At 51.6% G+C, this 21,918-nt stretch carries 23 protein-coding genes; 9 read left to right on the plus strand and 14 right to left on the minus strand.

Going from position 1 to position 21,918, the window contains the following annotated elements; all coding sequences use genetic code 11:
* Position 1 precedes the first annotated feature (1 nt).
* Positions 2 to 865: a 4-hydroxybenzoate octaprenyltransferase gene (gene ubiA, locus GOC95_RS06925; protein ID WP_275356448.1), complete on the plus strand. Its 864-nt coding sequence runs from the start codon at positions 2 to 4 to the stop codon at positions 863 to 865.
* On the opposite strand, the gene GOC95_RS06930 is transcribed toward ubiA, so the two are convergent.
* Positions 857 to 2,416 (minus strand): hypothetical protein, encoded by a 1,560-nt coding sequence (locus GOC95_RS06930; RefSeq protein ID WP_275356449.1) that lies wholly within the window; start codon positions 2,414 to 2,416, stop codon positions 857 to 859. The two genes, ubiA and GOC95_RS06930, sit on opposite strands and share 9 nt — an antisense overlap.
* Positions 2,417 to 2,778: 362 nt before the next feature.
* On the opposite strand from GOC95_RS06930, the gene rplM reads away from it, so the two are divergent.
* The 6 genes from rplM (at position 2,779) to erpA (ending at position 6,044) form a co-directional block, all read left to right on the plus strand.
* Complete coding sequence (rplM, locus tag GOC95_RS06935) at positions 2,779 to 3,207, plus strand: 50S ribosomal protein L13 (protein WP_194749720.1); 429 nt, start codon at positions 2,779 to 2,781, stop codon at positions 3,205 to 3,207.
* Positions 3,208 to 3,229: 22 nt separating this feature from the next.
* Positions 3,230 to 3,622, plus strand: a complete 393-nt coding sequence (gene rpsI / locus GOC95_RS06940; RefSeq protein ID WP_049639496.1) for a 30S ribosomal protein S9 — start codon at positions 3,230 to 3,232, stop codon at positions 3,620 to 3,622.
* 118 nt (positions 3,623 to 3,740) lie between these two features.
* Complete coding sequence (gene argC, locus GOC95_RS06945; protein WP_275356450.1) at positions 3,741 to 4,787, plus strand: N-acetyl-gamma-glutamyl-phosphate reductase; 1,047 nt, start codon at positions 3,741 to 3,743, stop codon at positions 4,785 to 4,787.
* Positions 4,787 to 5,149: a hypothetical protein gene (locus GOC95_RS06950; protein WP_194749718.1), complete on the plus strand. Its 363-nt coding sequence runs from the start codon at positions 4,787 to 4,789 to the stop codon at positions 5,147 to 5,149. The genes argC and GOC95_RS06950 overlap by 1 nt, the downstream gene beginning before the upstream one ends.
* 64 nt (positions 5,150 to 5,213) lie before the next feature.
* Positions 5,214 to 5,621 (plus strand): polymer-forming cytoskeletal protein, encoded by a 408-nt coding sequence (locus tag GOC95_RS06955; RefSeq protein ID WP_275356451.1) that lies wholly within the window; start codon positions 5,214 to 5,216, stop codon positions 5,619 to 5,621.
* 66 nt (positions 5,622 to 5,687) lie between these two features.
* Positions 5,688 to 6,044 (plus strand): iron-sulfur cluster insertion protein ErpA, encoded by a 357-nt coding sequence (gene erpA / locus GOC95_RS06960; protein ID WP_194749778.1) that lies wholly within the window; start codon positions 5,688 to 5,690, stop codon positions 6,042 to 6,044.
* A gap of 40 nt (positions 6,045 to 6,084) precedes the next feature.
* Here erpA and GOC95_RS06965 read toward each other — a convergent pair whose 3' ends face one another.
* From GOC95_RS06965 to GOC95_RS06990, 6 genes are read right to left on the minus strand one after another with little or no spacing between them, the layout of a single operon-like run.
* On the minus strand, positions 6,085 to 7,680 hold the full coding sequence (locus GOC95_RS06965; RefSeq protein ID WP_275356453.1) for an FAD-dependent oxidoreductase: 1,596 nt from the start codon (positions 7,678 to 7,680) through the stop codon (positions 6,085 to 6,087).
* 3 nt (positions 7,681 to 7,683) lie between these two features.
* Positions 7,684 to 9,252, minus strand: coding sequence for a polyamine aminopropyltransferase (locus tag GOC95_RS06970; protein WP_275356454.1), 1,569 nt, complete (start codon positions 9,250 to 9,252; stop codon positions 7,684 to 7,686).
* Entirely contained in the window at positions 9,245 to 9,460 is a 216-nt protein-coding gene (locus GOC95_RS06975; RefSeq protein WP_049639492.1) for a DUF350 domain-containing protein, read from the minus strand. The genes GOC95_RS06970 and GOC95_RS06975 overlap by 8 nt, the downstream gene beginning before the upstream one ends.
* 15 nt (positions 9,461 to 9,475) lie before the next feature.
* Complete coding sequence (locus tag GOC95_RS06980; RefSeq protein WP_156171694.1) at positions 9,476 to 9,619, minus strand: hypothetical protein; 144 nt, start codon at positions 9,617 to 9,619, stop codon at positions 9,476 to 9,478.
* A 13-nt stretch (positions 9,620 to 9,632) separates the two neighbouring features.
* Positions 9,633 to 11,588, minus strand: a complete 1,956-nt coding sequence (locus GOC95_RS06985; RefSeq protein ID WP_275356455.1) for a DUF4178 domain-containing protein — start codon at positions 11,586 to 11,588, stop codon at positions 9,633 to 9,635.
* Positions 11,589 to 11,600: 12 nt separating this feature from the next.
* The gene (locus tag GOC95_RS06990; RefSeq protein ID WP_275356456.1) at positions 11,601 to 12,599 is read right to left on the minus strand and encodes an SPFH domain-containing protein; all 999 of its coding nucleotides are present in this window, start codon (positions 12,597 to 12,599) and stop codon (positions 11,601 to 11,603) included.
* A gap of 125 nt (positions 12,600 to 12,724) precedes the next feature.
* Here GOC95_RS06990 and speD point away from each other — a divergent pair, with 125 nt between their 5' ends.
* The gene (gene speD / locus GOC95_RS06995; RefSeq protein ID WP_275356457.1) at positions 12,725 to 13,096 is read left to right on the plus strand and encodes an adenosylmethionine decarboxylase; all 372 of its coding nucleotides are present in this window, start codon (positions 12,725 to 12,727) and stop codon (positions 13,094 to 13,096) included.
* Positions 13,097 to 13,149: 53 nt separating this feature from the next.
* On the opposite strand, the gene gltA is transcribed toward speD, so the two are convergent.
* The gene (gene gltA, locus GOC95_RS07000; RefSeq protein ID WP_275356458.1) at positions 13,150 to 14,439 is read right to left on the minus strand and encodes a citrate synthase; all 1,290 of its coding nucleotides are present in this window, start codon (positions 14,437 to 14,439) and stop codon (positions 13,150 to 13,152) included.
* A gap of 183 nt (positions 14,440 to 14,622) precedes the next feature.
* Positions 14,623 to 15,738, minus strand: coding sequence for an anhydro-N-acetylmuramic acid kinase (locus tag GOC95_RS07005; protein ID WP_275356794.1), 1,116 nt, complete (start codon positions 15,736 to 15,738; stop codon positions 14,623 to 14,625).
* Positions 15,739 to 15,862: 124 nt separating this feature from the next.
* Here GOC95_RS07005 and tyrS point away from each other — a divergent pair, with 124 nt between their 5' ends.
* Complete coding sequence (tyrS, locus tag GOC95_RS07010) at positions 15,863 to 17,101, plus strand: tyrosine--tRNA ligase (RefSeq protein WP_275356459.1); 1,239 nt, start codon at positions 15,863 to 15,865, stop codon at positions 17,099 to 17,101.
* Between the two features lie 45 nt (positions 17,102 to 17,146).
* On the opposite strand, the gene GOC95_RS07015 is transcribed toward tyrS, so the two are convergent.
* From GOC95_RS07015 to GOC95_RS07035, 5 genes are read right to left on the minus strand one after another with little or no spacing between them, the layout of a single operon-like run.
* Positions 17,147 to 18,691 (minus strand): RNA polymerase factor sigma-54, encoded by a 1,545-nt coding sequence (locus tag GOC95_RS07015; protein ID WP_275356460.1) that lies wholly within the window; start codon positions 18,689 to 18,691, stop codon positions 17,147 to 17,149.
* Positions 18,692 to 18,697: 6 nt separating this feature from the next.
* On the minus strand, positions 18,698 to 19,441 hold the full coding sequence (gene lptB / locus GOC95_RS07020) for an LPS export ABC transporter ATP-binding protein (protein WP_194749713.1): 744 nt from the start codon (positions 19,439 to 19,441) through the stop codon (positions 18,698 to 18,700).
* An 8-nt stretch (positions 19,442 to 19,449) separates the two neighbouring features.
* Positions 19,450 to 20,064, minus strand: a complete 615-nt coding sequence (lptA, locus tag GOC95_RS07025; protein ID WP_275356461.1) for a lipopolysaccharide transport periplasmic protein LptA — start codon at positions 20,062 to 20,064, stop codon at positions 19,450 to 19,452.
* A 58-nt stretch (positions 20,065 to 20,122) separates the two neighbouring features.
* Positions 20,123 to 20,746, minus strand: coding sequence for an LPS export ABC transporter periplasmic protein LptC (lptC, locus tag GOC95_RS07030; protein WP_275356462.1), 624 nt, complete (start codon positions 20,744 to 20,746; stop codon positions 20,123 to 20,125).
* Between the two features lie 25 nt (positions 20,747 to 20,771).
* Positions 20,772 to 21,773, minus strand: coding sequence for a KpsF/GutQ family sugar-phosphate isomerase (locus GOC95_RS07035; protein WP_275356795.1), 1,002 nt, complete (start codon positions 21,771 to 21,773; stop codon positions 20,772 to 20,774).
* Positions 21,774 to 21,918: the final 145 nt, after the last annotated feature.

The following is a 21,918-nucleotide window of genomic DNA, read 5'->3' on the forward strand; positions in this document are numbered from 1 at the left end:
AATGCAGTCAACCATCAACTGGCATGCGTATTATCGCTTAACCCGCCTGGATAAGCCGGTCGGGATTTGGTTGCTACTCTGGCCCACATTGTGGGGGCTGTTGATTGCAGGCGCAGGGTACCCTGATCTATGGGTGGCAACCGTGTTTGTGTTGGGTACGATACTGATGCGCTCAGCCGGCTGCGCATTGAATGACATTGCCGACCGGCACTGGGATGGCGCGGTGGCGCGCACCCAACGCCGGCCGTTGGCGACCGGGGAGATTTCTGTCAAAGAGGCTTATGCCGTGGCGGTAGCGCTATCTTTGATGGCGTTTGTGCTGGTGTGTACGCTGGGCATGCAAGTGGTGCTGTGGTCTGTACCCGCCTTGTTTCTGGCGGTTAGCTACCCGTACACCAAGCGCTTTTTTGCCATTCCACAGGCCTATTTGGGCATTGCGTTCGGCTTTGGTATCCCGATGGCATTTGTTGCCTTACAGGGGGCTGTGCCGGCAACTGCCTGGTGGTTGTTGCTGGCGAATGTCTCGTGGTCAGTGGCCTATGATACGGCTTATGCCATGGTGGACCGTGAGGATGACCTTAAGATCGGCATCCGGTCATCCGCGATTACCTTTGGTCACCGTGAGGTGTTCGCGATTATGCTGTGCCTGATTGTCATGCTGGCCATGGTAGCCTGGGTCGCCATTCAGCTCAGGCTGGGCTGGCCATTCTGGCTGGGATGGGTGGCCGCTACCTTACAGTTATTCAGGCAAAATGGGCTGATCCGTACGCGTCAGCGTGCGCAGTGTTTCAAGGCGTTTTTGGAGAATATCTGGATAGGCGCTGCATTAACGGCAGGCATCGCGGGTGCCTATTGGTTAGGCTGATTTGCGTCCACCAGCGGGCTCACCCAGCTCAAAGGTGAAATCGGTCCAGTACTGGAAGGGCGCTTGTTCTGCCGGAGCGAGGATATAGATGTCTTCAGAGAGTTGCTGCAACTCGCGCAAGTTACCATTGATGGAGGTCTCTTCGTCCGGGGCTTTGGGCGAAGGGGGCATTGCAGGCAGGTTTTGTGTCTGGCAGGCAATTTCTTTCAATAGCATGAGGTCTTCAAAGACGCTACGCTCAAAACCCATACGCGGCACAAGGCGGGTGTTGTAAACCAGGTCGTCAATCAGCGCAATTACCTGCGGCGTGCCCCAGGCCTGCTGCAAGGCTTTCATCACGCGCGGGAAAGATTCGATGCCTTGTTGTTTGAGGTCTGGCGCGTGCTCTACATTCAAGTTGAAGTGCTTGCGGCACTCGCTGGCCATCATGTCAAACTCCTGGTGCTTGCCTTCTTTGGATAATAAATCCAGTAAATACAGCCACATCCAGGGGGAGCATTTCGGGTGTTTGGCCAGGTGTTGTTGCAAGTGCTCAATGGCCTGATTCACTCGACCATGTGTGAAGAGTCTGGAAGCATCTTGCATCACGGACTGCGTGCTTTTTTGTGAGCTGAGTTTTTGTGGAACCGCTTCGAGCCCGAGCACATCATCATTGGCGTGGATAGGAACCGACTTCAAGCGACTTCCGGTTCGTTGGGTATAGGGCGGTTGCGTCGCACCAGAGACTGGTTGTGCAGGACTTGGTGAGCTGGTGAGTGGCGGCAAAGTGGTTGCGAATCGCTGGCTGGTTTGCGGCTGGGTCGCCGGACCGGTGGATTCTTCTGTGGCTGAGGCTGGTTGACGGCCTTTGGCGCGCTTGGGTACTGCTGCATGCCGCCTGAGCCAGTCGGCAAAGAAAAAGCCGCTGGCGATCAAGGCCAGGCCTAGCGTCATCACCAGTGTGCGCAGCAGGTGGTTTTCATTCTGCACATGGACCAATTGCGATTTCAGAGAGGCGAGTAAATTCGTTTGCGCCAGTGAACTGGCATAAAGGGCATCGGATTTGCTTTGCAAGGTGTTAAATGCCTGCTGCAATTCATTGATTTGTCCCTGTAGCTTGTCGTAGGCCTCCAGCGGGATGCCCTCCTGTATCGGTTGAGAGGGAGCCTGTGGGGTCGTGGTGGGCGCCTCTGCAGTAATTGGCTGGGTCGCTGTTTGCTGAGGCACCTCTACTTCAAACGACACTTTCATGTCCGGGTGCAGGGTAAAGGTCTGCGCGGTGCGTTGGCATGTATCTGTTAGGGTGACTTTGACCGGGCTGCTCATCGCGCGGTCGGACCATAGCATGAGCATGCCTTGATCCGCGCTCAGTGTGGTGTATTCCAGATGCACAAAATCAGCCACAGATTGCTGCAGTTGAAAACAGTTGATGTCCGTACTGGATGTGGCATGCGTGATCGGCACTTGTGCCAGCAGGGGTTGGCCAGGTTCAGACTCAAAGCGGAATGCGGATAAGTCTGCGCCCTGCACGAGTGAGGTTGGCGCTAACAAAAGCAACAATGGCAACGCCATGCAGCGCAATGCTGTTGTGATCGTGGACTCTCGCGTCTGTGAATGGCCTGAGCGCATGAAAATATTATTTTTTAATCTCTGCGGTTGAAATGATTCAGTGCATCAAGTCGAAACTTGAGCTAATATAGCATCTGTTTGCAATTATTCCTGATAAAACAAAGATCTTTTGCTTAAAAAGCATACTTTACTTCAACTTATTTGCAAAATTGATGGTAAACAGCCCCAAATCTGCAGCCTGATAAAATCATAAAGGCTCGCGGCATTGGTCAGGGATTATTTTAGAATAATCCGTTGACAAGCTTTCTCAAGCTAGCATATAATCCGCCCTCTTAATTTATACGCTATAACTCGGTAGTTATAAAATGAAAACTTTTTCAGCAAAATCGCATGAAGTACAACGTGACTGGTTCGTGATTGACGCCACTGACTTGGTATTGGGTCGTCTGGCCAGCGCAATCGCTCATCGTCTGCGTGGTAAGCATAAAGCTATTTACACACCGCACGTGGATACAGGCGACTACATCATCGTAGTCAATGCGGACAAAATTAAAGTAACCGGTAACAAGGCTGGTGACAAGCTGTACCACCGTCACTCTGGTTATCCAGGCGGTATTACAACCACTTCATTCTCCAAAATGCAAGACCGTTTCCCAGGCCGTGCATTGGAAAAAGCAGTGAAAGGCATGTTGCCAAAAGGTCCTTTGGGCTATGCCATGATCAAAAAAATGAAAGTGTATGCGGGTGACAAGCACGAACATACTGCGCAACAACCGCAACCATTAACCATCTAATTCAAGACGATTAGGATAAAACATGATCGGTAAATACAACTACGGCACAGGCCGCCGCAAAAGTTCAGTGGCACGTGTGTTCATCAAGTCCGGTAGCGGCAATATCGTTGTAAACGACAAGCCAGCTGACGTGTACTTCTCACGCGAGACTTCTCGCATGATTTTGCGTCAACCTCTGGAATTGACCAACAACACTGCGAGCTTTGACATTCTGGTCAATGTGCATGGTGGTGGTGAATCCGGTCAAGCTGGTGCAGTTCGTCACGGCATTACCCGTGCATTGATTGACTACGATGCTGCCCTGAAGAGCGCATTGTCCCACGCTGGTTTCGTAACACGTGATGCACGTGAAGTTGAACGTAAGAAAGTCGGTCTGCGTAAAGCACGTCGTCGGAAACAGTTCTCCAAACGTTAATTTTTCAACGTTTGTTACAAACCTGTTGTGCAAAAAGGTCGCATTGGCGGCCTTTTTCATTTATATTAATTAACTTTTTATGCAGTGTGCGTTTTAACTCCTCAACTGGGTAAGGCAGATGGAAAAGATTAAGGTAGGCATCGTTGGCGGCACAGGATATACCGGTGTAGAGTTATTGCGCTTGCTGGCGCGTCATCCCAATGTGCAATTGCAGGTCATTACTTCACGGGGTGAAGCAGGCCTGCCTGTGGCAGAGATGTTTCCCAGTTTGCGTGGCGTCGTTGAACTTGCCTTTAGTGACCCAGCGACCGTTGATCTGACTCAATGTGATGTGGTGTTCTTTGCCACGCCCCATGGGGTGGCCATGGCACAAGCGCCTGCGCTGGTGGCTGCTGGCGTGAAGGTGATTGATCTGGCTGCAGACTTCCGGTTGCAGGATGCCGCTGTCTTTGAAAAATGGTACAAACTCCCCCATAGCTGTACCGATATTTTGCAAGATGCCGTCTACGGCTTGCCAGAGCTATATGGCGAAGAGGTGCAGCAGGCGCAAGTGATTGGTAATCCAGGGTGTTACCCCACCACCGTGTTGCTGGGGTTGGCACCCTTACTTGAGCAAGGCTGGATTGATTTCTCGGTGCCAATTATCGCGGATGCGAAGTCGGGTGTCTCCGGCGCCGGCAGAAAAGCAGAAGTGTCTACGCTGTTCTCTGAAGCGAGTGATAACCTCAGAGCCTATGGTGTGGCCGGGCACAGGCATCATCCCGAGATTCTGGCACAACTCAAAAAACTGTCTGGCAATGAAGCTGTCCAGCTCATCTTTGTGCCGCATTTGATCCCGATGATACGCGGCATGCTCAGTACGCTCCATGTCAAACTTAATAGGCAAGCGCCGCGGGCATCCATCCAGCAGGTGTATGAGCAACGCTACAAGGGGTCGACTTTTGTCGATGTGATGCCGGCCGGTGCGCTTCCCGAGACACGCTCGGTCCGTGGATCGAATGTTTTAAGGATGGCGGTGTACCCACAGGCGGATGATTATGTCACAATCATTGTCGTGCAGGACAACCTGGTCAAAGGCGCCTCTGGTCAGGCGGTGCAGAACATGAACCTGATGTTCAATCTGGCCCCTGAGACTGGTTTGCAAGTATTGCCATTGTTGCCATAATGATCAGGCCTATCCGCAGAAGACTCAGGAATCACTTTGGCCTGACTGCCAAGCAGGTGGCCGTGCGCTCACATCGTCCCTGGTACTTTCAGGGGATATTGGCGGTCTCCTATGTGGTAATTGGGTTTGCATTGGCCTACTGGGTTTTGCATGATGATGATAGTGAAAATATTCGGCATCGCCTGCGCCAGGTCACGACGGAAAATATAGAGTTGCAGAAGAAACTGATCGCTTCCCAGCGTGAGTTACAGGTGGAATTGGCAACGAGCAACAACCTGGCCAAAACACTGACTGCGCAACAGGACGAAAATATCAAGCTCAAAGAGGAGCTGGTGTTTTACAAAAACATGACCAAGCATTGAGTCTGTGTGAGCAGCGCTGACGCAATCAGGATTGCCATTTAAGTATATCGGAACAGGAAGTCGCATGTTTTTCAAGAAAAGTGTTCAAATTGACAGTCACATTGATACCCTGATCGGGCATGAAACGCAGTTAAATGGCAATATGCAGTTTGCAGGTGGTTTAAGAGTAGATGGCTTGATTGTTGGTAATGTCATTGAAAAGCAAACCCATCCCAGTACGCTGATTATCAGTGAAAACGGGGCCGTGACTGGCAGTGTCGAGGCTTCCAAAATTGTACTGAACGGTATGATACGCGGGCCGGTGAGGTCTTCCGTCTTTATCGAGTTGCAAAGCAAGGCGCGTATTATCGGTGATCTGTATTACAAATCGCTCGAAATGCACACCGGTGCCGTGATTGAAGGAAAACTGATTTATCTGGGTGAGCAGTCGGAAGCAAGCCCCACAGAAACATCAACGACAGAAGCCAGCTAAACGCGGCCACTTGAAATCCGGCGGAATACCGCCATATACTCAATACGAATTTTACAGGAGTCTATGATGACCACAGAAGCCACCCTTGAAATGCCTAGTCCTTTGGTATTTACCGATAATGCTGCCAAAAAGGTCAAAGAGCTGATTGATGAAGAAGGTACGCCAGAGCTGAAACTGCGTGTGTTTGTGAGCGGTGGTGGTTGTTCCGGCTTTCAGTATGGCTTTACCTTTGAAGAAGAAGTGAACGACGACGATACCCAGGTGGACAAGGACGGCGTGACCTTGTTGATTGACCCGATGAGCCTGCAATATCTCATGGGCGCAGAAATCGACTATACCGATAGCCTGCAGGGCTCACAATTTGTCATTCGTAACCCGAATGCGACCACCACTTGTGGCTGCGGTAGCTCGTTCTCGGTTTAACTCACTGGTGCGCCTAAAAGCCGGGTTAATCCCGGCTTTTTCATTTTGCACGACGATGTAAACAATGGCTTGCTGCACGTACACCTTGTGCAAAGGCCTCTTCAAAAATTGAAATGCCAGCTGCATCGGTGTGTGCAATATGCAATCTATCGTGCTGTTGGTTTAGCCGCAGGCGATGATGATCTGTTAAAAAACCAGGTTTGGGGAATGTCATCGCATGGCCCCACCGCCAGATGTCCATGCGTGTGATGGCCTCTTCAAGCATGGGATGGGCCGTGTGTAGCTCTTGCATAATGCTTTGCTGCAGACTTTGCCAGGATTTCGAGTACAGTTCTCTGCGTGCACGGACTGAATCAGCCTGAGCCAGTGCGTGGTAGTAGGTAATCACTGATTCGCTGGGTTGTTGTAGCGTTTGGTGGTTGGCAACCACATAACCCAATCCGGGGCGGTCATAAATGACATTATCCCAGGCGACGGGGAGATTACCCTGCAGGGTAGACGCATGAGAAAGGCTAATATTGGCGACCAACCACGGAGCATGCGAAATATTACGTGCGGATTGTGTCAGATCAGTGTGTTGGCGTAACACAAAAGGCAGAACATGGGCGGGTGAGGCATAAATGACATGGTCGGCTTGCCAGCGGGTAGTCTGTCGGCTGTTTAGATCTAGAGCGTCCACTGTGATGCCGTGTTTTTCTTGACTGATGGCATGTACCAGTTGCCGTGATTGGATTTGGGTCAAAGATTTGCTTGCCAGTTGCTCAGCCAACCAAGCGTTGCCTTGTGGCCAGGTCAGTACTTGATCCAATTCAGCGTTTGCGGCTTCGCCGCGGCGTGCAGCAAAATAATGGATACCGGCCCAAGCCGAAATCTGGCTGGCCGGCATGCCGTAATCATCTCTACAAGCGTAATTGACGTACCAGTGAAGCGCTTGCCCTTGCCAGCCTTGCTGGTAGAGGTAATCTGTCATGCTTAACCGGTCCAGCGCCAACCATTGCGGATCCTGTGATGATTCTATCAGAGGAATGCTGAAAGCCGGTTTGCCATCCTTTCCCCGTGCCAGACGAAATGTGTGCATCTGTTGTTCAAACGCTTCTATTTCGGCCAGTTCGTTTTTGCTCAAGCCATGGTGTGGACGCAGACCCTCTTGCCATTGGCCATGGATAAACAGCCGCTCTTGCGGTGCAAAACACAAATAACGCTCGTGATAAATCGGTTTGTGTGTGTGATGCCCGCTGACAATTGCCCCTGTTTCAGCCAAGAACTGCTTGAGCATATGGTTTTCATGGTTGGGGATGGGCAAATAGTGCGCTCCCCAGGGGTAGGCGCTGATGCGGTTATGCCCACTACGCGCATTGCCACCTGTATTCTCCTCCAGTTCTAGCAAGACAAAATCGTGCATGCCCTGACTCTGCAGGTACCAAGCGGCGCTCAACCCGCTGATCCCGCCACCAACGATGACTACCCGGTTACGACGTGTCTGGGAGTAGGGTGGAAACTCGCCTTTGGTCAGTGCATGTCCGGCCACATGGTCTGGGCCTAATAGCTGCCCGCCAAACGCTTGATTTTTCCTTGACTGGCATTGCATGAGCAATGGGCTGGCAGCCAGGCTGAGCAAGAATGTCCGTCTATCCATGGCTTAGGGGCCCTGATGATTCCATTCGCGCTCGTAGTAATGCACGAGGTGCTGGTTGTTCAAGCGGTTGATCTCGGCAGGAACGGCTTGCATATCAGGTGGAAAGTAAAATAAGCTGGGCAGCGTCTGGGCTTGAATAAACTTCAAGCCACTGATTTCAATCCGGGCGGGTGGCTGATAGGACTGGTGACTAGCAATCACATAACCCCACTCGCCAAATGACGGGACTAGCGTGTGGTAAGGCGTGGTATGCAATCCGGCACTCGCAATGGTGTTAACGATGCACCAGAACGACTGTCTGGCATAGAGGGGTGAGGTCGATTGAATCACTGCCAGCCCGTGTTGCGAAAGATGGGCGGCAATCAGCTGGTAAAAGCTGGTCGTGTAGAGTTTGCCCAGCGCAAAATTGGTCGGGTCAGGAAAGTCGACGACGATGAAATCATAAAAACCGGATTGCTGGTCCAACCAGACAAATGCATCTGCCGTAATGACCTTAACCTTGGGTGAGTCAAAAGCATGCGCGTTGAGTTGGCTTAATCGCAGGTTATGTTTAAAGGTGTCTGTCATTTCCCGGTCAAGATCGACCAGCGTCACCTGCTCGATGGAGGGGTATTTCAAAATCTCGCGCAAGGCGAGCCCATCTCCACCACCTAGCACCAGCACGTTGCGAGGATGCAAGACGGCACTTAAAGCCGGGTGTATGAGCGCTTCATGGTAACGGTATTCATCCCGGGAGGAAAATTGTAAATTACCGTTTAAAAACAACCGTGTGTCATCACGCCATTGTGTCAGCACCATACGCTGATAACGTGTCGACTTTGAAAATACAATGCGGTCTTCAAACAGCATTTCTTCGCTGTAGCGGGTCAGGTGCTCTGCAAAGATCAGGCCAGCGACCAGTGCTGTGCTGGACAGGGCTGCAACGATCAACAATTGACGACGTTGTCGCAATTGCAGGCCAAATAACTGGATGGCCCAGACCGCAACGGCAACATTGAGGAGTCCGAACACCAGGCTTGTACGCATTAATCCCAGATGGGGAACCAGAAACAATGGAAAAGCCAGTGAGACTGCCAATGCCCCCAGATAATCGAATGTCAGTACTCTGGAAACCAGTTCTTTCAGGGTCAGTGACGCTTCCAGAATGCGCATGACCAGCGGGATCTCCAACCCTACCAGCAGGCCAATCACAAATACCAGTATGTATAAAATAGCATGAAAGGCGAGGCCACCGTTGTAGCCAATCTGGGCAAAGGCTAGAAACAAAATGACTGCGGAAAACCCACCTGTCAGTCCGACCAGCAACTCCAGCTCTATAAATCGTTTGACCAGATGTTGATGAATATATTTGGACGCCCATGAACCTGCGCCCATCGCAAAGAGATAGACGCCGATGACCGTGGAAAACTGCGTGACCGAGTCGCCAAGCAGATAACTGGAAACGGTGCCAGCAACTAATTCATATACCAGTCCGCATGACGCGATAATAAACACAGATGCAAACAGCGCTTGCCGTAGCACCTTGTCATGCACGCTCAGTTGATTGGTTGTTGAAGTGCCCGTATCAGCCATGAATGGCGGCGGCAATAATCATGGCGATGCCTATACACATGGCCGCTACAATGATTGCCAGTGCCAGATTATTTTTTTCTACCACTTCCCGCCACAGTTGGTAAGGCGTGATTTTGTCGATGATGACAAAACACAGCCAGAAAATCACTACACCTAGTAATGAAAAAATGACCGAATTTTGCAGATTAGTCAGTAACAGTGTATCCATAATGCTTCCTTTTGTTTACTTATGGTTGGCTTCATGCGAACCGCCGCGGGTGACATGCATGGCATCATCTCTTTGCCAAAAAGGTTCACCGTCATATTGCAGTTTGCAAAAGTAGGCGATTGCCATCATCGCCGTCAATTGATAAATTCTGAGCCACATGGCATGTATCCTGTCAGGTATTATTCATGGGGTGATCGCTTTCAGCCCAGCGTTGCTGCTCAAAATGGTGCCTGAAATAGTAAAAGAGCGCTGGGCCAATGAGCAAGAAAATCAGCACAAACCAGAAATTCTGCCAGAGCGGGACATTGGCAATCACACGCAGGTATTGGGTTTTTCTGGCATTGACGCTGCCATAGCTACGCTCACTTTCTGCTTCAACCTGTAATTGGTAACGTCCTGGTGGAACCGCGCTAAAAACCACGTCTGTATGGCTATCGTTCTCGCGCCAGTATTCGCCCCCATCGTAGCCAGAATAATCGCTGATTTCGCGACTACTGCTGTAAGTCAGCCCGTTTTGCAGATTGACCAGGCTGATACTGGAGAACAACCAGCTATTGTCCAGATTGCCATCAATATCAATCACCACATTGCCATGGTTTGAATGGATCTCAAATGGCTCACTTTCCAGGTTTGCGCTCTCTGGATTAAGCGTACGATAGTTTGACCAGTCGCTGCTGTCTACAGCGCTGACTTCCATGACCTTGCTAAATACGACTTCCTGACGGGATTCAAATACAAACCAGCATTGCAGTACGATGACTAGGACAACAAAGAGTAGCGTGTTTTTTAACCAGGCATCGACCGATGGTTCATACGGACAAGGTTGATTGGCAAACACGCCCTTTGGCGGCGTAAGCAGCAGGTTGCCCTCAAAGGCCTCATTGACTTGTTCTGGCTGCAGGTATTCCCCTTGGCTCCAGTTGATTTCTTTACCTTGCAACTCTTTACTCAGTAAATAAGGTGGCGCAATGTAATCTTCCAGAGAGGCGCTGTCTTCTACCTTTATCCGCCAGTAAAACTCACCCGCCACCCAGTCAATTTTTGCCTTGTAGTTGGCAAAGTGGCGGTAAGTCTTGCCTTCCAGCATGGCGATGGTGTCCCCTGTGTAGCCTTTACTGATAGACGGCGCCTTGAGGATGGGTTTAAGCAGGTTCCAATGGCCTTGACTACAGACCAGCCAGCGAAAACCATAGCCGGGATGGTGGAGTAGATACTCTTCCCAATAGTGTAATAAGCCCGAGGCTCTGGTAGAGCGGCGCAAGTAGCCTATTACTGTAAACGTTGCGCGTTCAAAGCGGCCAATGCTCCCGAGTGGAATCGGTAATCGGTTTAATTGTCGCAGCTTGTTGGATTGTTTGAGCAGGATTGCCAGTTTGTCATTGCGGGAATCCAGGACCGTGGCGCAATGGGGGCAGGTGATGGTCAGTGCTTGTTGCAGCCGGAAGTTCAGGTTTCCGCCGCAGGCCGGGCATTGCAGCTGACGGCTGGAAATCTGAATCGCGCTTTGTTCAAGGTCCCGCAGGTTTTGCAGGTGAAGCGCGGTTAACTCAACTGCCTGTCCCATATAAAGCGTGGGGTTCGCACCATCAAACTCAAGAGAGGCATAGGTTTGTGCAACAGCCAGTTCGACAAAGTGCAAGGTATGGCCTACTGGCACTGCAGCTGATAGCTCGCCCTGTCCGGCAATACATTTGGCAGTTTCAACACGAATCACGGACATGCGCTGGCCGTTGACCGGTACGCTTAAATCCGGAACGAAGCGCTCAAGGGGAAGATCAGGAAGTCCCTCATTGACCTGAAAACTCAGGGAGTAATTGCCTGAAGCCTCAGAGAGCCAGCCGGTCTTGCCATGATCAAATAGCAAATGCCAGCTGTTCCAAAGGCCACTTTCATGTTGAAACTGCAGGCGGCCGATCACGGTAAAGCCATCGCCCAGATAGATACCACTACTGCCAATTTGTAACAAGCTGCGATCTGGCAGCAGTTCGGCCATTTTGCCCAGATTTTCAAGATTAATATCGTTGCGTAGCAACGTGCTCTGGCAATACTCACAGACCATCAACAGCGTCGTGCTGGCACGAAAGTGGACTTTGGCGCCGCAAGCCGGGCACTGACTATACCGTATCACAGCAACAACGCTTTATTTAATTTGACCCAGCAGCTCAGCCTTTTTGGCGTCAAACTCAGCTTGAGTCAACACCCCCTTGCTGACCAAGGTATGCAGCTTCTCTAGTGTGGTAATAATCTCGTCCTGTGTGGCGGTTGGCGTGGCCGCGTTAGCCGGTTGTGCCATCGCCTGGGCCATATTTTGTGCCATCACCAGCCCTGCGCCCATGCCCGCGCCTACCCCTGCCATGCCACCTTCATTTTGCGCGGCTAACGGAATCGCATCAGCGACTTGGTATTGGGTATACCGATTCAAATCGCCCACCATATTCATACTGATACGTTTATCCAGCACAGCCTGAAGCTCTTCCGGAAGCGAGATGTTTTCCACTGCAAGATTGTCCAGAGTCAGACCGTAACGCGCAAATACAGGCGTCATTTGGGCATGCAAGGCTTGCGCCAGCTGGCCCTGGTTGGCGGCCATATCAATAAAAGGGAGTTTACTACTGGCAAACAGTTGTGTGAGTTCAGCGATCATCACATTACGTAGTTGACCATCCAGCTCTTCGACGGTGTAGACCCCTTGCGTGCCGCACACCTCTTTATAAAACAAAGCCGTATCGCTCAGGCGGTAGCTGTAGATGCCAAAAGCCCGCAATCTGACCATGCCAAACTCTGGATCACGCAGGGTAATCGGATTGGGGGTGCCCCATTTGCGGTCAAGTTGCAAACGATGGCTAAAGAAAATCACATCTGACTTGAATGGGGACTCGAATAGCTTGTCCCAATGCTGCAAATTGGTCAGTAGCGGCAAGTTTTTGGTGTTGAGGGTATGCAAACCAGGACCAAAGCTGTCGGCAATTTGACCTTCGTTCACAAACAATACGCTTTGCGAGTCCCTTACGGTTAACTGGGCGCCGTACTGAATCTCCATATCCATCATGGGGTAACGATAAGCGAGTACACCATGACCCTCTTCCGCCCACTGGATGACATCAACAAATTGTTTTTTTACAAAGTCAAAAATACCCACTCTGGCTCCCTGTTTGTTTTTATTTGACTGGACATGGTTAACGCAAAATTACTATACAATGCGAATCGACCAATTATTGTAAATATACTTCAAAATAGTGATCGTTGTATTGCTTCAGTTCGTTTATGAAAAGATTCGCGCATAGTGGATTACACTTGATGGCCAATTTACATGAGGTGGATCCAGGGTTGACCTTGATGACCCGTGTAGACGACTGTCGGCACTTTTGCCGAAAAGTGGTCAGTGATGCAGGATTGACTATTGTAGGCGAGAGCTTCTATGACTTTGGTCAGGGGCAGGGTGTGACTGGTGCGCTGGTCCTTGCGGAGTCCCACTTGACGATACACACGTGGCCGGAGTCGCGTTATGTGACTTTGGATGTGTTTGTCTGCAACTATCAAGAGGACAATTCAGACAAGGCGAGCCGCGTGTTTGAGGCAGTGATCGCTGCATTCTCTCCGGGGCATGTAGATCGTTTCGAGGTGCAACGAGCATAATCCTAAAATAAAAACGCCGGAGAAATCCGGCGTTTTTATTGTGTGTTGCTATGTTAACGCTGATGCAATGGTACGAATTCCCGACGCTCAGACCCCACATACAACTGGCGAGGACGGCCAATTTTCTGTTCGGGGTCGGCGTTCATTTCACACCATTGTGAAATCCAGCCTGCAGTGCGGGCCAGGGCAAAAATCGCCGTAAACATCGAATTGGGGATGCCCATGGCGCGCATGACGATGCCGCTGTAGAAGTCCACGTTTGGATACAGTTTGCGCGAAACGAAGTATTCGTCCTCAAGCGCAATTTTTTCCAGTTCCATTGCCAGTTTGAACATCGGGTCATCGTGCAGGCCCAGTTCATTGAGCACTTCATGGCAGGTTTTGCGCATGATAGAAGCGCGGGGGTCCATGTTGCGATAAACGCGGTGACCAAAGCCCATCAGGCGGAAGCTGTCGGTTTTGTCTTTGGCGCGTTTGATAAATTCGCCGATGCGGCTGACGTCGCCGATTTCTTCCAGCATGTTAAGTGTGGCTTCGTTGGCGCCACCGTGTGAGGGGCCCCATAGCGAGGCGATGCCGGCTGCGATGCAGGCAAACGGGTTGGCGCCGCTGGAGCCGACCAGACGCACGGTAGAGGTAGAAGCGTTTTGCTCGTGATCTGCGTGCAGAATCAGAATCCGCTCAAACGCACGGGCCAGAATCGGGTTGGGCACATAGTCTTCACAGGGCGTGGCGAACATCATGTGCATAAAGTTTTCGGCGTAGCCCAATTTGTTTTTGGGATACATGAATGGCTGGCCGATGTTGTACTTATAGCTCCAGGCGGCAATGGTGGGAACTTTGGCCAGCAGGCGCATGGCAGCCACTTTACGTGATTCCGGGTCGGACACATTGTTGTTGTCTGGATAGAAAGCCGCCATGGCGCCTACGACCGCGATCATGACCGCCATCGGGTGCGCATCGCGGCGGAACCCACGAAATACATTGCTCATCTGGTCGTGCAACATGGTGTGTTCGCTGATGGTGCTCACGAACTCCTCACGTTGATTGTTATCCGGCAGTTCGCCGTGCAGCAACAGGTGCGAGACCTCAAGGAAGTCACAGTTCTCGGCCAGTTGCTCAATCGGATAGCCACGGTAGTAAAGCAGCCCTTTTTCACCATCAATAAAGGTAATGCCAGATGTACACGATGCGGTAGACATGAAGCCAGGATCAAACGTGAAATAACCATGTTTGCCCAAGCTGCGGATATCAATCACATCCGTGCCCAGTGAGCCTTTTAGTACCGGTAGCTCAATTGCGCTACTATCGTTGTCAAATGTAATGGTCGCCTTGGTAGCCATAACGTACTCAGTCTTTAATCAAGTTGGTTAAATTATACGCAATCGTTTTGTTTTATCACCGCTTGTGCGGTGACTGTCGCGGAAAAGTTAAAAAAACAATCAAAAGCCTGCACCAGATGTAATCAAGTCACTGGTGCGTTTGCACTGCTTTTGGGAATCATTGCTACGCGTCGTTGCCGGTGCTTAGTTGGGGTAAACGGCACCCAGAATGCGTGGCCCCGCCGCGCCGGTGACCGCGGCCAAATTGCCTGGCAAATGATCTACACAGCGTTGCGCCAGCCAGGCAAAGGCGACCGCTTCCACCCAGTCCACGCCAACGCCCAATTGATCCGTCAGCTGTATGGACTGGCCAGACAGTGCCTGCAGTCTATTCAGCAAGGCCAGATTATGTGCACCACCCCCACAGACGTAGACTTCCTGAGCCCCTGGGCAGAATCGCGTCAGCGCATCGGTGATGCTCACTGCTGTTAACTCAAGCAAAGTACGCGCCACATTTTGTGCACTGTCGGGGTACTGAGGCAGCAGTTGCATTAACCAGGTGTCGTTAAACAGGTCGCGTCCCGTACTTTTAGGTGTGGCCAGTGCAAAATAAGGATCGGCCAGCATGGCATTGAGCAAGTCTGGATTAATTTTCCCGCCAGCTGCCCAGTGCCCGCCCGCATCATAGGGCTGGCCTGTGTGTTGCTGCGTCCAGGCATCCATGAGCAGGTTGCCGGGTCCCGAGTCAAAGCCTGTGACTTGTCCGTGTGCTGGCAGATCACTCAAGTTGGCAATGCCGCCGATATTAATGATGACGCGATGCCTGTCTGCACTCGTAAACACCGCCTGGTGAAAGGCCGGCACTAACGGTGCACCTTGGCCGCCAGCGGCAATATCGCGACTTCTGAAGTCGCCAATGACCGTGATCCCTGTTAATTCTGCCAAGCGGGCATGGTTGCCCAATTGTATAGTGTATGCCAGTGTCGGACAGTGCCGGATGGTCTGGCCATGGCAACCGATGGCTGTCACGGCCTCGGCACGGATGTCGGCGAGCTTAAGCAGTTGCTTGACGGCTTGCGCGTAGAGTTCTGCGAGCTGGTTAGCAACCACTGCGGCCTCGTGTAACTCGTTATTGGCGGGCGTGTGCAAGGCCAGTAGACGCTGTTTAAGCGCGTCAGGGTAGGGCAGAAAATAGGTGGCCGTTTGTGTCAGTTGCTCGCCCCGTTGCGAGGTGAGCACGGCATCCACCCCGTCCAGGCTGGTACCGGACATCAGTCCAATAAACAAACGTGGCTGGGAGCGATCGGCAGAAACTTGCATGGGTGTCATTTTAACACTGCTCCAGCCGCGCTTACAGAAATGCATGGGATTACGTTAAAATAGCTGTTTTACTTATTTGAGACGGTGCCATCAGTGCGCATCGTTGTATTTGACGGATACCCGCATGACCGATACCAAACAACCCTCATCTGAAGTGCCAGCATTGAGCCCAGAAATTGCCAAGGCGTTGGCCATTATCAAGCGTGGCGCAGATGAGTTACTGATAGAGCAGGAGCTGGTCGAGAAACTGAAAACAGGCAAGCCGTTACGTGTGAAAGCAGGCTTTGACCCTACCGCGCCCGACTTGCACCTGGGTCATACCGTCCTCATTAATAAATTGCGCCAGTTGCAGGACCTGGGCCATCAGATTTTATTCCTGATCGGTGACTTTACCGGCATGATTGGTGACCCGACTGGCAAAAGCGCCACCCGTCCACCCTTAACCGTGGAGCAGGTCAAGGCCAACGCCGATACCTATGCTGCACAAGTCTTCAAAATTCTGGATCCCACCAAAACCGAGATTGTCTTTAACTCCAACTGGTTAAGTGAACTTGGCGCGGCGGGGATGATTAAACTGGCTGCCAGCCATACCGTGGCCCGCATGCTGGAGCGCGATGACTTCTCCAAACGCTTCAAGGGTAATCAACCGATTGCGATTCACGAGTTTCTGTACCCGTTACTGCAAGGATATGATTCGGTCGCCCTGCAAGCGGATCTTGAGCTCGGTGGTACCGACCAGAAGTTTAACCTGCTCATGGGGCGTGAGTTGCAAAAGCAGGCCGGCCAGTCGCAGCAATGTGTGCTGATGATGCCGTTGCTGGAAGGGTTGGATGGCGTCAATAAAATGTCTAAATCACTCGGTAACTACATTGGCATTAGCGAGGCGCCAGAGACTATTTTTGCCAAGATCATGTCGATTTCAGATGAACTGATGTGGCGCTATATTGATTTGCTGTCTTTTGCGACGCTGGAAACCATTGCCGAATGGAAGGCGCAAGTCGCCAGCGGTGAAAATCCCCGCAATATCAAGGTCGGCTTTGCCCAAGAAATTGTGGCGCGTTTCCATGGTCAAGCCGCGGCTGAAAAAGCCTTGCAGGACTTCCAGACCCGTGCCAAAGGCGGCATCCCGGATGACGTGCCCGAAGTTGAAGTGACCATTGAAGGCGAGAGCATCGGCATTAGCCAATTGTTGAAACAGGCGGGCCTGGTCGAAAGCACCAGTGAAGCCATGCGCGCAGTGCAGCAAGGCGGCGTCAAGCTCGACAGCGTCAAGGTGGATGATAAGAATCTGCCTTTGACAAAAGGTGTGACAGTGATCGCACAGGTGGGTAAACGTAAATTTGCCAAGATCACAATCAGGTGATTTGAGCTGAGAAACAAAAAAGGCCGCATCTGCGGCCTTTTTTGTTTAGAGCGTTTTGCGCAAGTTCGCGGGAGGAATATTCAGGGACTCGCGATATTTGGCTATGGTACGGCGGGCAACGACGATACCTTGTTGTGCCAGTGTGTCGGTGATCTGGTTGTCCGACAAAGGCTTTTTCGGGTTTTCTTCGGCCACCATTTGCTTGATCAAGGCGCGGATAGCGGTGGCAGAGCAGGAGCCGCCTGCATCTGTGGCCACCGAGCTGCCAAAGAAGTATTTGAGTTCATAGACGCCACGCGGTGTGAGCATATACTTATGTGTGGTGACGCGGGAAACTGTGCTTTCATGCAAGTCGAGTTCTTCGGCGATTTCACGAAGCACCAGTGGCCGCATGGCAATTTCACCATGTTCAAAGAAGTTGCGCTGGCGATCTACAATGGCTTGTGACACGCGCAAAATGGTCGAGAAGCGCTGCTGGATATTTTTAATCATCCACTTGGCTTCCTGCATCTGGCTTTGCAGGTATTGGCCTGAACTCTCGCGGTTGCGCTTGAGGATGTCCGCATACATCTGGTTGATGCGCAGTTTGGGGATCACGCCATCATTTAAAGAGGCGACCCAAATGCCCTTGATTTTTTTAACCACCACATCGTGCTGGATAAAGTGATCGTGACTAAAGCTGGAAAACTCGCTGCCGGGTCTGGGGTTTTGCTGGCGGATCAGGTGCTGCGCCGCCTTGAGTACCGCTTCATCGCAACCAAGCACCTTGCGCAGTTTGACAAAGTCTTTGTTGGCAAGCAGCGCCAGGTGGTCTTTGGCAATGGCAATGGCGGTTTGCAAGTGTGGCGTTTCTTGCGGCAAACGCGTCAGTTGCAAGAGCAGGCACTCGCGTAAATCGCGCGCACCTACGCCTACAGGGTCCAGATTCTGGATCAGCTTGAGGGCGGTTTCCAGTTCCAGCAGCTCGACCTCAAGTTCGAGTGGCAAGTGCTCCACAATCTCCTGCAGATCTTGCTCCAGATAGCCATCATCAGTGATGCTATCCAGTAGCAGTTTGACCAGGCTCATGTCACGTTGCGATAAATGTGCCAGTTGTATCTGATCAATCAGATGCTCGCGCAAACTGATGCTGGTGGTTTCCTGTCTGGAAAAGTCACTGTCTTCGTCTTCCTGATGATTGCGTCCGGCTTCGTCCCAGTTGCTGGTGCTGCCAAACTCTTCATAATCATCTTCAAACTCTGGCGGCGTGAATTCCTCGTTTAAATTGGGCAGGTCGCTCTCGCTCCCGCCCAGCTCATCGTGCAAGTCTTCACGCAGACTTTCTGCCGGTGCGGTGATCTCTTGCTGCGTTGCCATGTCAAACGAGCTGGCATCTGTCGGCTCAGCTTCTACAGTGGGGGGAGGCGGTGTGTTATCTTCAAACTCGCCTTCTTCACCGTCTGACATTTCCAGTAACGGGTTTTCCTGCAGGATGGTTTCCAGTTCCTGGTTCAGTTCCAGCGTGGAAAGTTGCAGCAAACGGATCGATTGCTGCAGCTGCGGCGTCAGCGCCAGATTTTGCGAAATACGTAATTGCAGGTTCTGTTTCATGACGGATTACAGCCTAAAATTCTTGCCCAGATACACTTCACGCACACCTTCATTCTGAATGATTTCATCGGGCGTGCCTGCTGCAAACACAGCGCCTTCATTGACAATATAAGCGCGGTCACAGATATCCAGCGTTTCGCGCACATTGTGGTCGGTGATTAAAATACCAATATTCTGACTGCTCAGGTAGCGGATGATTTTCTGGATTTCGATCACCGCAATCGGATCAATCCCGGCGAACGGTTCATCCAGCAAAATAAATTTAGGGTCAGTGGCCAGGCAGCGCGCAATTTCAACGCGTCGACGTTCGCCACCAGACAAGCTGACGGCCTGACTGTTGCGGATGTGCTGGATATGCAATTGATCCAGCAAGGATTCAAGCCTCGCCTCACGTTGCTCTTCCGTATAGGGACGGGTTTCAAGAATGGCGAGGATGTTGTCGGTTACGCTGAGCTTGCGGAAAATGGATGCTTCTTGGGGCAGATAAGCCAAGCCCATGCGCGCGCGCTCATGCATGGGCGCGCGGCTCACGTCGGCGCCATTCAGCGTAATGTTGCCTTCATCCAGCGCAACCAACCCGACAATCATGTAAAAGCTGGTGGTTTTGCCTGCCCCGTTGGGACCCAGCAAGCCGATCACTTCGCCACTGCGTAACTCAAGCGTCGTGTTTTTGACGACGGTACGGCCCTGATAGGTTTTTTTCAGGCGGTTAACCTGCAAATGGTTCTGATCTGCTGCCATGGTTTCCATCTTTATGCTTACTCTTTGCCTTGCTCACCAGTGTTTTCGGCAGGGGCAGGTTCGACCTTGAGTTGCAAGGAGCGATTCATCCGTAACCCCTGTTGAGAGGTTGGCTTGTTGTCAATGACAGGCGGTGTGGTTTTATTTTTAGGCTGTATGGTGGCCTTGACGCGGCTGCCAGCCGTCCCGTTCGGGTTGGCTTTGGTGCCGCCAATCACCTCGGCATACTCGGCGTTAGCGTCGTAGCTGATATAGTCCCCGGTCACGATGTCTTCACCACGTTTAACCCAGGCATTGGTATACAGTTGCACTTTATCCATGCGGGCGTTGTATTCGATACGTTGACCACTGCCTTGCATCCACTCGTCTTTACCGGTACGTTTTTGTTTGAACGTGGTGGGGTTGCCGGTACAGGTGCTATGTTGAAAGCCGTCCTGATCCTCGCGTACGATCATTTTGTCCGCCTTGATTTGCAAAGTGCCCTGATTAAGAATCACGTTGCCCGTGTAGATACTGATTTTTTTAGCATCGTTCACGGTCACGGTATCCGCTTCAAGCTCTATCGGTTGATCTCGGTCAGATTCTTCGGCTAGCACACTCAGCGGCATGGACAATAGCGCCCATACGCTCATGCAGATCGCTAAAAATAAGGGCTTGTGCGTGTTCAACTCATTTCTCCATAATCAACGGTCATTGGCGTTCTGTGTTTGACGCCTGGGCCGGGCTTGCCAAATTGCTGGCGACGGGTGGACGCTCATAATGCACATGCACCCGGTTAAACAATTGCATGGTATCAGCCCGGTTATCAAAACGCATGCCCGTGCCTGTAATCACTGTCGCCGGTTTTTGGCGGATGATCACCGGCTGGTCTGTGTGTGCCACCTCGGTATCCGGCTCCAGCCAAAGCCGCTCGGTTTGCATTTGTGTTTCTGGCTTGGTGGCAGAGGCTTGGCGGATCACCTTGACCTGATTGCTAAACTCCACCAGTTTACCATTGGCGGAAACACGTCCTTGCTGACCATAAATTTGCGTGTAAGGCTTGTTCAGGCCAAACTGGGTAAAGCGTGGCCGCTGCAATTCTGCATAGTCATTGGCAGGAAAGTGGCGCATTTTTGCAGCCGCCAGCACATATTTGGTATTGCCGGACGCATCCGTGCGGGTACTCACAAAGTTGTACAACATGTAGTCCGGCGCTTGGCGATTAAGTATGTTCATTTTGAGTGCTTGCTCTTGTACATTCTGGTTAATCCAGAAGGTCAGCAGCGCCAGCAACAGCATTAACGCAATCGGCAACAAAATGGGGTGTTTAAGCATGCCTGAATTCTAATGCCTGTTTAAGCTAAACGACTTTGGCTTTCAATAAGTCATGCATATTGAATGCCCCTACCAACTGCCCTTGGGCATCTACTGCCAAAAAGCCATTTATTTTGTGCTGCTCCATCATGTTAACTGCTTCAACCGCCATCTGATTCGTCTCCAGCAAATACGGCTGTTTGTTCATCACGGTATCAATGGATGCCTGTGGATTGTTCTTGCCCTGCATAAACAAGCGGCGCAAATCGCCATCGGTAAAAATGCCTATTGGGCGTTGCGCGTGGTCCACAATAGCCGTGAAGCCCATGCCCTTGAGTGAAATTTGCGTGATGGCTTCCTGAATGGAGGCGTGTTGATCAATTTGGGGCACGGCCGCGCCGGTACGCATGACATCCTTGATGCGCACCAGTAGCCGTCTGCCCAAGCTGCCACCGGGATGCGAACGGGCGAAGTCTTCGGCAGTGAACTCTCGCAAATCGAGCACGCAGAGTGCTAAGGCATCGCCAAGGGCCAAGGCCGCTGTCGTGCTGGCTGTGGGAGCCAAGCCGAGTGGGCAAGCCTCATGGCTCACGGCAGCACTCAAATGCACTTCCGACTCACGTGACAAGGTGGAGTCTTCGCTGCCCGTGATGCTCAACACCCGAGCACCTATGCGGCGGATCGCCGGCAAAATATTAATAATTTCATCACTCTCGCCAGAGTTGGACAGCGCGATCACCACATCTTCTGCCGTAATCATGCCCAAGTCGCCGTGGCTGGCCTCGGCCGGGTGCATGAAAAACGCCGGTGTGCCGGTACTGGCCAAGGTGGCCGCAATTTTGCCGCCGATATGGCCGGATTTGCCCATGCCCGTGACCACCACCCGGCCCTTGCAGGCCAGAATCATATGGACGGCGGCCTCAAAAGCCGAGCCAATGCGGTCTGCCAGATGCCTGATCTCATCGGCTTCGTGCAACAACACCCCTCGTGCGCGCGACACGATATCGGGTGTTTTAACAAGATGGATGCCGGAATTTGCTGTCATCATGGCGGGTAAGTATAACAAGCGAGTTGCCTGACAATAAAGTAAAACACCCTTTTTTTACGGTTTTTTTATTCTCAGGCACATTTTTTGCATAAAACAAAGTTTTGTGGCACGATGCATCATCCTGAAACAATTGCGTTTCATAATA

The sequence above is a fragment of the Methylophilus sp. YYY-1 genome (genome assembly GCF_029132825.1).
GTDB classification, from domain to species: Bacteria; Pseudomonadota; Gammaproteobacteria; order Burkholderiales; family Methylophilaceae; genus Methylophilus; species Methylophilus glucosoxydans.